The sequence below is a fragment of the Bacillus sp. 1NLA3E genome (assembly GCF_000242895.2).
GTDB lineage: Bacteria > Bacillota > Bacilli > Bacillales > Cytobacillaceae > Bacillus_BU.
The window spans coordinates 1470786-1482807 of sequence record NC_021171.1 but is presented as its reverse complement, the minus strand read 5'-3'; the positions used below and the strand labels follow the sequence as shown (position 1 = coordinate 1482807).

Here is a 12022-nt window from a genome sequence, read left to right as displayed (position 1 = left end):
CTTGTCTCATCTCAAAACCTATTTATACTATACCTGCTTTTTTTTAGTTTGTCTAGCAAAAAATCGAACATTTATTCGCTTTTTTCTCAACCCAATTTTATTGTAAAATCGTGGTTTCTTAGAGCGAATTTGCATTAACTAGAGAAGGTTTTATTCAAAAATGAAGGAATAGGAAGTAATCAGATAACTGAGGATTCGAATCGATTTTTAAGGTAATTGTGTACTCTCTATTAGCCATTATCAAAGATTAAGAGGAAGTTATGTTCGCTCACGAAAATTCTTTGAACCAAAAAAAGCACAGAATGCAGCTAAACCGCATTCTGTGCTTCTGTTATTCTCTTAATTAATAAATAAAATCCATATTTTACTGCACGCTTTCGAATCGCATCCCTATTACCACCAAGTTGAAGCTTTACTACTTTAGTAGACTGACCGCGAAAAGAAATCCCTACAAACACAGTTCCAACAGCCTTGCCTTCTTGTTCAGTCGGACCTGCGACACCAGTAAAACTAATTCCAATTTTTGCACCCAACAAATTTGCCACATTTTCGGCTAATTCCGCCGCACAACGTTCACTGACAACACCATCAGTTTCAATCGTTTCCTTTTTAACATGAAGAACGTTCGCTTTCACCTCATTAGTGTAGCAAACAAACCCTCCTGATAAAACCTGACTAGCACCAGCGACGGAAGTTAGCTGTCCTTGGAACATACCACCGGTCAAGCTTTCTGCAGCAGCAATAGTCAACTGGTGCTGTTTAAGAAGCTTCATTGCTTCCTCAAGAAGAGAACTTTCATCATAACCATACAAAAACCCGCCAACTCTTTCACAAATCTGTCCTTCTGCAAAATCAAGCATTTTCTCAGCTTCTGAAACAGATGCGTGCTTAGCAGTAAGTCGCAACGTCACTTCTCCATCGGCTGCAAGCGGTGCAATAGTTGGGTTAGTCTGTGCTTCTATCAAATCGTCGATTTCCGTTTCAAGCGCAGCTTCGCCAATTCCAAAAAAACGTAAAACCCTTGAAACAATTTTTTCTCGCCCGGAAATCTTTGATAGTAAATAAGGTTGAACGTAATGGACAACCATTGGTTCCATTTCACTAGGAGGTCCTGGCAGAAGCATATAAATGTGGTTATTCTCAGTTAGTGCCATCCCTGGAGCCATCCCATGATCATTCGTCAGCACATGCGAACCCTCTAATACCAAGGCTTGCTTACGATTGTTTTCAGTCATAATTCGATTGGTTCTTTCGAAATATTCTTCAATTGAACGAATTGCCGCATCATCTAAAACAAGATTTTTCCCTAAATGGGCGGATATTGTCTCTTTTGTTAAATCATCTTTTGTAGGTCCAAGCCCTCCCGTAAAAATAATCAGGTCAGAACGGCTTTCGGCAATTTCCAGTGCGGATTTCAAGCGACTGGCATTATCTCCAACGACAGTATGGTAAAAAACATTAATCCCTAAATCGGCCAGCTGCTTAGATAGAAACTGAGCATTTGTATTAACAATTTGTCCAAGTAAAAGTTCAGTACCAACAGCAATGATCTCAGCATTCATCGTAACGGCCCCCTGGCTATTTAGAATTGATTAACACCTGTTTATTTTTAGCGAAATAATCCCATCCTGACCAAATTGTAAATATCAATGCAACCCATAAAGCGAGCATATCAAAAGGAATGTGGATCATTTCAAAAATCATGTTATGTAGTAAGAGTGCTGAAATCGCGACAATTTGTGCCCAAGTCTTTATTTTCCCAAGCATATTTGCAGCAACCACTTCACCTGTTCCAGCTAGTATTAACCGTAGACCTGTAACTGCAAATTCACGGCTAATGATGACAATCACAATCCATGAGGGAGCATAACCAATGTCGACTAAAACAATTAATGCTGCAGAAACTAACAATTTATCAGCCAGTGGATCTAAAAACTTGCCTAACGTGGTCACAAGATTATATTTTCTTGCAAAATGACCGTCCACCCAGTCTGTAGTTGAGGCCACAATAAATATCAGTGCCGCAACGAAATGGGTAACAGGAAGCTCAACTCCCAATAGTGATAAATTGCCCCAAGAAAATGGTACAAGTATCACGATAAGGAATAATGGGATCATTAGTATTCTTGAAACGGTAATTTTATTTGGTAAATTCATTTTCTTTCCCTCCAAAAAGCTCTCTATATATATAAGTGAAAAATAGTCATCAGGTGATGACTATTCATTCGTTGGGACATAGCGAATCGTAATATCTTGTCGTACTTCCTCAGTCGGTGAAATAGCATATTCAACCTTTTGGTCATTTACATAAATTTGGGTATCGGAGGATCTTCCAATAACAACAACTGCTTCGGTTTCCTTCGATAAATCGAATGTTTGGCTTTCAGTTTCTCCAACTTTAAGCATGCCTTTATAAAAGGAATAGCCTTTCCCATTTAAAATATTTACCCAGGTTTCACCTGTTGTAGCCACTTTCAATTCAAACTTCGTGGCATTTTTTAATTCATACGTCGTTTCACTTCCTTGCGAAGTTACGACTGCCAGTTCTTGAGTAGGTTTTGTTTCTTTCTTGGCCGTTTTCTTGGATGAGCTTGTGCTCTTTTTAGTCGTTTCTTTTTTCTGATTCTTGTTATCAACGGTTTCTTTTTTAGAGTTATCAGAAGTCTTCTTCGGATTATCTTCTATGGTCACAGTTTGGGGATCTTCAGCGACCTTGTCCTTATTTTTTCCATCAGCATTTAGTTGGAGAAAATAGTATACAAGGGCAATTGCACCGATAATAAAAACACCAATAAGAATTTTTGGGAAAAGGTCAAATACTTTAGAACTTCCAACTGGTATTGCTTTTTTCGTAGAGACCCGCGATATTTGCTCAGGCAATTTTTCATCATAGGCAGATGGGATATCATCTTTGTAGTTTTCAAACAATTCTTCTTGATGTAGTCCGACTGCTTCAGCGTACTGCTTTATAAATGCACGCACATAAAACTTGCCGGGCATCATGGAATAATTTCCTTCTTCGATTCCCTGCAAGTATCGTTTTTGAATTTTTGTTACAGATTGTAAATCGTCCAAACTCAATCCCTTAGCTTCTCGGGCTTCCTTCAGTTTGTTACCTAATTCTGTCAATGCAAACACCACCAATATTAAAAATCAAATCCTCCAAAGTCAGAGGCTGAGAACATATTTTTATCCTCAACTAGATCATATGTAATCTCTTCATCAGGCTTATTTCTTAGTTCGATGATATAATCAAAATGGTTCATCGTATACTCGGTATTCCGAATAAATACATCCGGATGTTCTACTACTTTAACTGTGGGCATTCGCATAATTTCTCGAACAAGTTGCCAATGTTTTTCATTTGCTCTTCTGGTTGAAACAATTCCATCGATGATGAACAAATTATTTTCATTATATTCTTCCTCAATTAATTGATTGCGAATGGTTTGTTTTAACAATGTAGAAGAAACGAACAGCCATCTTTTGCTGGCACATACACTTGCTGCTACGATTGATTCTGTTTTTCCAACGCGAGGCATCCCACGAATGCCAATTAGTTTATGTCCTTCTTGCTTCATCAATTCTGCCATGAAATCCACTAAAATCCCAAGGTCTTCACGAACAAAGCGAAAAGTTTTTTTATCATCCGCATCCCTTTGTATGTATCGACCGTGCCTAACCGCTAATCGATCGCGAAGTTTTGGTTCACGCAACTTAATTATTTTTATTGTATCCATTGTATTTAAAATTGACTCTAATCGCAAAATTTGTTCGTCGTCCTTCGCCTTAATCAGTAAACCCCGACGTCCTTCAATTCCATTAATCGTGACAATATTGATTGATAACATACCTAATAATGAGGATATATCACCTAGCAAACCTGGACGGTTTTTCTGTATTTCGTATTCCAAATACCATTCTTTCTTTTCCACAAAAACCCTCCTTACCTAGTCAAGAGATATACTCCTCTTTTTTCATCTAGGTACTATAATAAATGATTTTGGATGAAGATGAAAGGAAAAACCAAAAAGCACTTAAAATTTAAGATTTTGAAGGGTAGAGCTTATGAAAATTAATAAAAAAAAGAGAGGAAATCCCTCTCTTTACATTTGTGATGATCACTGTGTCCCATCATTTTGAACTAGTTTCACCATGATATTTGCGATAGCATGTTGCTCTTCTGGTGAAGCAACAGACCATAAATCAGAAAGTATTTTTTCTTGTTCGTTTTTTGGTTCCACTTGTTTTGCTAAATAATCACCTATTTGGTAGGCGAGATCATTTACAACACCCTTATCCATCCCTGTGTTCTCAGCTTGATTAAGACGATCACCTAAAAAATCCTTCCATTGGGACCAATTATCTAATACAGACATTGTAAAACCTCCTTTAAAAGTAGTCATAATTAGTTTGCTAAATCCGCAAAATAATATGCACAACTTAATAAAAGAATAAATTTAAATATACCAGCCGCCATTAATTGCTAGTACTTGTCCAGTCATATAAGAAGATTTTTCAGACAACAGGAATGTCACACCTTCAGCAATATGTTCTGGTGTCCCCAATCTTCCTACTGGGATATCACCCTTCAACATTTCCAACTCTGACTCAGCAAAATGGTTCAGCATATCCGTTTTAATCGCCCCTGGTGCAATGGCGTTCACCCGAATGCCATTTAAGGCAACTTCTTTACTTAATGCTTTTACAAAGGCTATTTGTGCCCCTTTAGCTGCTGAGTATGCCACTTCACATGCCGCACCGGTTTGCCCCCAAATTGACGAAATAACGATGATGTTCCCGTCTCTCTTGGACAGCATTTTCGGTAACAACTCTTTTGTTAACAACATTGGAGACTTAACATGTAGGGTAATTAGAGTATCAAGAGTAGCGTCATCCAAATCGACAAGAAGTCCGTACAAACTAGTGCCACTATTATGAACAACCGCATCAATGCCAAATATGTTATCAGCAACAATTTTATATCCTTCAGGACTGGCGAGATTTGCTTGAATGGGTATGTATTCACCGGAAAATGGCTTTAACCGCTCCAGTAAATCAAGGATTCCAGCTTCATTCTGATGGTAATGCAGGTATAATGAATAACCTTCCTCGGCTAATTTTAATGCGATTGCTTGACCTATTCCCCCGCTGGCCCCGGTGATAAGAACGTGCTTTTTCATATATTTCTCCTCCATGAAACATTACTATTTCTATAGGTAAAAAAGCGCCGATTACTCAGGCGCCTTCTTGGTTAATTAGACTTCGGAACCACTTGACATACTGTAAACCGCTCTTCGGCAATTAATTCTGTCGCCTCTTTCTCAACATCCTCTAGCGTGATTTTTTCCAAGGTAGGCACAACCGCGAATAAATCCATTTCATTAAAAGCATATCTCGTAAATTGGTTTGCAATATACTCAGGCGAATTAACTGCTCTTAAAAAGGAACCAATTTTTTTCTTAACTGCTCGGTTTAGCGCTTCCTCTGAAAATGTTCCGCCTTTTTGGGACTTAAAGAACATCGCCTTAATTGTTTCTGCGAGTTTATCCGGGTCACTTGTATCTCCACCAACCATCGCAAAGCCAAATCCGTTTTCCAAAGTATAATCAAATGAAAAAGTTTCGTCGATTAAACCTTCACTATAAAGACTATTATAGTTCTCAGAGCTTTTACCAAACAAAAGATCTAAAAGGACATTAATCGTTAATTCATGTTTTAACATTTGCTCACCTGAAAGCCTGTTATTAAGTGCCTTTATGCCAACAAGGCATTTTGAGGTTTGCACATTCATTTTTAAAACTTTATGTTTTTCCGCTACTGAAACAGGCTCCTCATCAATTTTTCGCTTTATTTCAGATTGGGCATGATAGTCCTTTTTCGCCTGGTTTTCGGTTATCTGTTTCATCATTTCCTCTGGATTTACTGGTCCTACTATAAACAATAACATGTTACTTGGATGATAGAACGTATTGTAACATTCGTACAATAAATCCTTGGTGATGTCAGCAATCGACTTTATCGTCCCTGCAATATCAATTTTTACAGGATGATTGTGATACATATTTTCAATTAATCCGAAATAAAGACGCCAATCAGGATTGTCATCATACATAGTTATTTCCTGGCCAATAATTCCTTTTTCTTTTTCGACCGTCTTTTCGGTAAAATAGGGATCTTGAACGAAATCAATCAGTGTTTCTAAATTTCGTTCCACATCGGATGTGCTAGAAAATAAATAAGCTGTTCGTGTAAACGAAGTAAACGCATTAGCTGAAGCGCCCTGTCGACTAAATTGCTGAAAGACGTCGCCATCTTCTTTTTCAAACAACTTATGTTCCAAGAAATGAGCAATACCATCTGGTACCCTGGCATACTCAGTCTTTCCGAGCGGGACAAAATGATCATCGATCGAACCGTATTTTGTTGTAAAAGTAGCAAATGTTTTATTGAACCCTTTTTTCGGTAAAATATATACTTGTAATCCATTGTCCATTTTCTTGAAATAAAGTTCTTCCTGAAGTTGGTCGAAGGTTATTTTATTCATTATTTACCCGCCTCCGTTCCTGTTAGAAAATAAATCGTATCTAACTCTACTTTTGCTGCTACTTTGACGATTTCTTCTCTCGTAGTTCGATCCATATCTTCCAACCATTGATCAAGTTTGATATTGGTTTTCGAAACAACATTATGGTATAACACTTCAACAATGCCTCTAGATGTATCGATGGTTTCTAGCAGCTGATTTTTGATGACTGCTTTTGTTTGTTCAAGCTCAGCATCGGTAAAATCGCCATTTTTCATCGCCTGCATTTGTTCTTTTATGATGGAAATTGCTTGATCGTAATTTTTATTATCGATGCCGGACATGACCATCATCAAACCCTTATGGCTTTCCAGCCTACTTGCTGCATAATATGCTAAACTTGCCTTTTCACGGACATTGATAAAAAGCTTGGAATGTGAGAATCCGCCGTAGATGCCATTAAATACTTGAAGGGCAAAATAATCAGGGTCTCCATAAATGACATGGGTGCGGTATCCTATATTAAGCTTACCTTGTTTGATATCTTGTTCTTCCTTCACTTCTTTTTCCTGCACCACTTTTGGACTTATCTTTTCATTCATTTTTTTGGGAGTGCGAGGGGCAAATTGAAGAAGTTCATCTACTATCGTTTGAACTTCTTGCTCCACTACGTCACCAATCACATAAAAGTCCATTTCATCTTCAGAAAAGGCCTGTTGATAATATTGGTAAAGGCTTTCTGGGGTAATCTTTTCAACATCCTCCATTTGTCCATGAACGTTCAAGGAATATGGTTCCTCTTTACACATTTCTTCAACTAGCCTGAAACTTGAATAACGCATTTTATCATCATAAAGCGATTGAATCCGTTGTTTTAGGGTGCGTTTTTCTTTTTCGACTGTATCTTTTTCAAAAGATGTCCCCTCAACGTTTGGTTTTGTTAATATTTCAGAAAATAATTCAATCGCCTTCCTTAATAGCGGAGTTGGATCAGATAGAAACTTTTCGTTAGCTATTTCTAATGAAAAACTAATTACATGGTATTCCCCTTTTTTAGCTAAATCAACATATAGAGAGGCACCATATAAATCATCTAAATAGGAACGGAGCTTGGTTGTGGTAGGGAAGTTTTTCGAATTACTTTGTAGAATATAAGGGAGCAATGCCCTTTGCGTTATTTCTTCCTTATTAAGAGGGGTTTTCATTTTCCACACAAAAGTATTGGTTTTGTATTTATCGGTTTTGACGATATGAAGCTGAAACCCCTTCATTTCTTTAATAGATTCGATTAGTATAGTCATTTCCATCCTCCTTTTAGCAAGTATTATCTAATCTTATGTAATTGCATGTTCTGTTATTTTTCCCAATTTTAATTAATTCAAGCCATTTTATAAGAAATACCCAAATCGGGTGTCGCTATTCTTTAACTATACCTTTGAAAAGGATCTAATTACAAACTTTTACATCAAATCGAAAAGCTGTTTTCGTAAACTTTGTTGCTATTTACTTATGAGAGGAGGGGCTGATTTCCGCTCCAGGTGCTCAGCAAACCGCGGGGCGGGCGGTGAGCCTCCTCGGCTCGACTCCTGCGGGGTCTCACCTGTCCCGCTGCTCCCGTAGGAGTCGAGCACCTTCCGCTCCAATCAGTTTTATTTTTAAAGATATACATTCAAAACTTGTTCAAAAACAACAATCCTTTAGAAAACAGACAATCAAAAAGGTCTATCTCCCCATTCTTTACTGGGAGACAGACCTCGTTTTATTCTTTATTGTTTGTCATTATCGTTTACTTGAATCGAATGGTTCTCCCGCTGCTTTAGGAGCTTGTGATGATTTAGAGAAAATAACTAAAGCAATTAAGGTCACAACATATGGAAATGTCTTTAAAATGATTGGCGGAATTACCGCCAGTTCAGGTATTACCTGGGAAACGTTAGCAATCGTACTTGCAAACCCGAAAAAGAATGTAGCTCCCAACACCCCAAATGGCCGCCATTGGCCAAAAATTAATGAGGCAAGTGCTAAGAATCCTAATCCTGATACGGTCCCTGTAAATTCACCTGCATACGTTAAAATGATTAAGGCACCACCTAAGCCGGCAAATGCTCCAGATATTAATACTCCACAATAGCGAATAAATCTAACGTTCACACCCGCAGCTTCAGCAGCTTGTGGATACTCACCGCATGATCTTAGTCGAAGGCCAAATTTTGTTTTATACAAGATAAATGAACTTAAGAACAGAATCAATAAAATAACCCAGGTGGTTGGATATGTCTTAGTAAAAAACAAATTACCAAGAACAGGGATCTTTGATAAAAATGGGATATTCATTGGTGAAAACCCATTTGTAATAGGGATATTTCCACTACCTGTAATATTTCTTGCTAAAAATATCGTTAAGGCAGAAGCAATCAAGTTTATCGCTGTACCGCTAATAACCTGGTCCGCACTTAGGTTAATACTCGCAAAAGCGTGTAATAAAGAAAACAGAACTCCCGCTACCATTGCTGCCAGTAACCCAATCCATAGTACAGATGAGCTATTTGGCCAGGTATCTTGAAGATAGTAAACCGTAAGTGAACTAGCAAAGGCACCAATAACCATTAAACCTTCTAATCCTATATTAACAATACCACTTCGTTCACTAAAGAGACCACCAAGTGCCGTGATGAGAAGAGGTACTGTAAAAATGATCGCATAGGGAAATATTTGCTGGATGATTGTCCACATTTTATAACCCCCCCTCCTTTATATCGGGCACAGTATGTTTTTTCTTCTTTGAACTCCGTTTCCAAAATTTATTAATCAATCGCTCAATGAGGACACTTGTTGCCGCAAAATAAATGATAATGGCAATAATCGTGTTAGCAAGCTCAGGTGGAATTTCTGTCATTGCATTCATAAAGCCTGTTCCCGAATAAAGAATACCAAAGAGTATAGCGGCAAAAAAAGTTCCTAGTGGAGAGTTTGCACCCAATAATGCTACTGCAATTCCATCATAACCTTGGGATGGTAGAATACCAATTTGGATGCTAGACGCATTCCCAGCATACAATGCAACACCGCCTAACCCTGCAAGCGCACCTGATATGACCATTGATAAGATAATATTACGATTCACATTCATACCTGCATACTCGGCAGAATGTCGATTGAAGCCAACCGCTTTAAGTTCAAAACCTAATGTCGTTTTATTTATGATAAATGCAATAATGATGACAGCAATAACAGCGAGGAATAATCCTAAATTTATGTAGGACCCTTCAAACATATCCGTTAAAAACGGAACTCTCAATGTTGCTGCATCAGGAAGTTTCATTGATTCAGTTTCAAATTCACCTTTAAAATAGCTTGGAACCACATAATAAATGGTCCAGTAGGCAATCCAGTTCATCATGATGGTTGATACGACTTCATGAACATTGAACTTCGCCTTGAGCAAACCGGGAATAAACGCCCATAAAGCCCCACCTAACAATCCTGCTAGAACCATTAAAATCAACAATAACGGTCTTGATATATCAAGAGTTAATCCTAATGCGGAGGCAAAAAGACCACCAATTAACATTTGACCCGACCCACCAATATTAAACAGTCCTGTCCGAAAGGCGAAAGCTACAGATAAGCCTGTAAATATTAATGGCGTTGCAGTAGCCAAAGTATCCCCAAATCGCGCAATATTTTTAAGAGCTCCTTGAATCAAAAAAGTATAACCTTCAACAGGATTACTACCGATAAAAAGCATTAATATACCGCCAGCTATAAGTCCCAGAATAATGGCTATAATTGATACGATGGTGTTTCTCATATATTTCTCTCCTTACTAACGCCAGCCATCATGAGTCCTACTTCATTCTCATTTGTTTCCGAAGAATTTACAGTTCCAATCAGTTCTCCATTATTAACGATGGCAATCCGATCTGAAAGTTGTAAAACCTCATCTAGTTCAAGTGAAATTAATAGAACAGCGTTACCATTATCTCGATGCTCAATTAATCTTTTATGGATATATTCAATCGATCCAACATCCAAACCCCGCGTAGGCTGAACAGCGATTAACAACTTCGGATTTAATTCAATTTCTCTTCCGATGATCGCCTTCTGCTGATTTCCCCCAGATAGCGTTCTAGCAATGGAGGATGGACCTTCACCTGAACGAACATCAAAATTATCTAATATTTTTTTAGCATATTTCCGGATTGCTGCAACATTTAATAGTCCATATTTTGCAAAGGGGGGTTTATTATAAACTTCTAAAACCATATTCGATTCTAATGTATAATCTAAGACTAATCCTCTTTTTTGACGGTCTTCAGGGATATGACCAACCCCTTTTTCAATTCTTTGATGAATGGGAATATCTACAATTTCATCCCCATTTAATAAAATATGCCCTGATTCAGCCTTCCTTAAGCCTGTTATCGCTTCTACCAATTCAGATTGTCCGTTGCCTTCAACGCCTGCAATCCCAACAATTTCTCCCTCTTTCACTTCTAAAGAGAAATTTTTCAACCCCATCACCTTTCTGTTATTCTTAACAGAAAGAGAATCTATTTTAAGTACGATGTTTCCAGGTGTACTTTCTTTCTTATCCACTTTAAAAGAAACATGGCGACCCACCATCATCTCTGCCAAGCTTTCTTCACTAGCTTCCGCTACATTCACTGTTCCAATCGATTTTCCACGTCTGATTACTGTACAACGATCTGCGACAGCTTTAATTTCTTTCAATTTATGAGTAATGATAATAATTGATTTACCCTCATTAATAAGATTGCGCATAATTTTCATTAATTCGTCTATTTCATTCGGTGTTAAAACTGCTGTAGGCTCATCAAATATGAGTACCTCAGCTTCACGATATAACATTTTCATAATTTCTACTCTTTGTTGCATACCGACAGATATATCTTCAATCTTTGCAAAAGGATCAACATTTAACCCATAATGCTTTGATAATTCTTGAATCCTTTTTGCCGCCTTATTTATATCAAGCGATATTCCTTTTAAAGGTTCACTACCTAAAATAATATTTTCAGTTACAGTAAAATTATCTACCAGTTTAAAATGTTGGTGAACCATCCCAATACCAAGCCGTTTGGCTACATTCGGGTTGGTAATTCGTACTTCCTGTTCATTAACTTTGACTACACCCTTTTCGGGTTGATACAGTCCAAACAATACACCCATTAAGGTTGATTTCCCAGCCCCATTTTCCCCTAAAAGAGCATGAATTTCCCCTTTTTTTAATGATAGGGTAATATTATCATTTGCAACAATACCCGGAAATTCCTTCCGTATATTCAGCATTTCTACAACATAACTCATAGTAGCACTCACCTTTTTAATTAGACTCTTACTGAATAGGGAGTCCCCTATCACTACACAGGAATCTGTAGCATAGCTTGGTATTACCTTTATTAAAATTGCAATACAGACTAAACTCTCTCCATAGTAATATACAAAAGAGACGGGAGTAACCGTCTCTATTTG

Annotated in this window: 11 protein-coding genes; all 11 read right to left on the bottom strand. The window is 37.7% G+C overall.

From position 1 onward, the window contains the following. Positions 1-308: 308 nt before the first annotated feature. The 11 genes from B1NLA3E_RS07220 to B1NLA3E_RS07170 all read right to left on the bottom strand — a co-directional run bounded on the left by B1NLA3E_RS07220 (position 309) and on the right by B1NLA3E_RS07170 (position 11857). A complete protein-coding gene (locus B1NLA3E_RS07220; RefSeq protein WP_015593183.1) occupies positions 309-1562 on the bottom strand; it encodes a competence/damage-inducible protein A in 1254 nt (417 codons plus the stop codon). A 16-nt stretch (positions 1563-1578) separates the two neighbouring features. Continuing rightward, positions 1579-2157, bottom strand: a complete 579-nt coding sequence (gene pgsA / locus B1NLA3E_RS07215) for a CDP-diacylglycerol--glycerol-3-phosphate 3-phosphatidyltransferase (RefSeq protein WP_015593182.1) — start codon at positions 2155-2157, stop codon at positions 1579-1581. A gap of 60 nt (positions 2158-2217) precedes the next feature. Next, positions 2218-3138 (bottom strand): helix-turn-helix domain-containing protein, encoded by a 921-nt coding sequence (locus B1NLA3E_RS07210; protein WP_328285167.1) that lies wholly within the window; start codon positions 3136-3138, stop codon positions 2218-2220. 8 nt (positions 3139-3146) lie between these two features. Continuing rightward, positions 3147-3935, bottom strand: a complete 789-nt coding sequence (locus B1NLA3E_RS07205) for a DUF3388 domain-containing protein (protein WP_015593180.1) — start codon at positions 3933-3935, stop codon at positions 3147-3149. A gap of 186 nt (positions 3936-4121) precedes the next feature. After that, positions 4122-4379, bottom strand: a complete 258-nt coding sequence (locus tag B1NLA3E_RS07200; protein WP_015593179.1) for a DUF3243 domain-containing protein — start codon at positions 4377-4379, stop codon at positions 4122-4124. Positions 4380-4460: 81 nt separating this feature from the next. Next, the gene (gene ymfI, locus B1NLA3E_RS07195; RefSeq protein WP_015593178.1) at positions 4461-5183 is read right to left on the bottom strand and encodes an elongation factor P 5-aminopentanone reductase; all 723 of its coding nucleotides are present in this window, start codon (positions 5181-5183) and stop codon (positions 4461-4463) included. Between the two features lie 71 nt (positions 5184-5254). Continuing rightward, positions 5255-6547 carry an EF-P 5-aminopentanol modification-associated protein YfmH gene (gene yfmH / locus B1NLA3E_RS07190; RefSeq protein ID WP_015593177.1) on the bottom strand — a complete coding sequence of 431 codons (1293 nt, stop codon included), beginning with the start codon at positions 6545-6547 and terminating at the stop codon, positions 5255-5257. After that, positions 6547-7827, bottom strand: a complete 1281-nt coding sequence (yfmF, locus tag B1NLA3E_RS07185; RefSeq protein WP_015593176.1) for an EF-P 5-aminopentanol modification-associated protein YfmF — start codon at positions 7825-7827, stop codon at positions 6547-6549. The genes yfmH and yfmF overlap by 1 nt, the downstream gene beginning before the upstream one ends. A gap of 478 nt (positions 7828-8305) precedes the next feature. Further along, entirely contained in the window at positions 8306-9259 is a 954-nt protein-coding gene (locus tag B1NLA3E_RS07180; RefSeq protein ID WP_015593175.1) for an ABC transporter permease, read from the bottom strand. 1 nt (position 9260) lies between these two features. Continuing rightward, complete coding sequence (locus B1NLA3E_RS07175; protein WP_015593174.1) at positions 9261-10337, bottom strand: ABC transporter permease; 1077 nt, start codon at positions 10335-10337, stop codon at positions 9261-9263. Beyond that, on the bottom strand, positions 10334-11857 hold the full coding sequence (locus tag B1NLA3E_RS07170; protein WP_015593173.1) for an ABC transporter ATP-binding protein: 1524 nt from the start codon (positions 11855-11857) through the stop codon (positions 10334-10336). The genes B1NLA3E_RS07175 and B1NLA3E_RS07170 overlap by 4 nt, the downstream gene beginning before the upstream one ends. Positions 11858-12022: the final 165 nt, after the last annotated feature.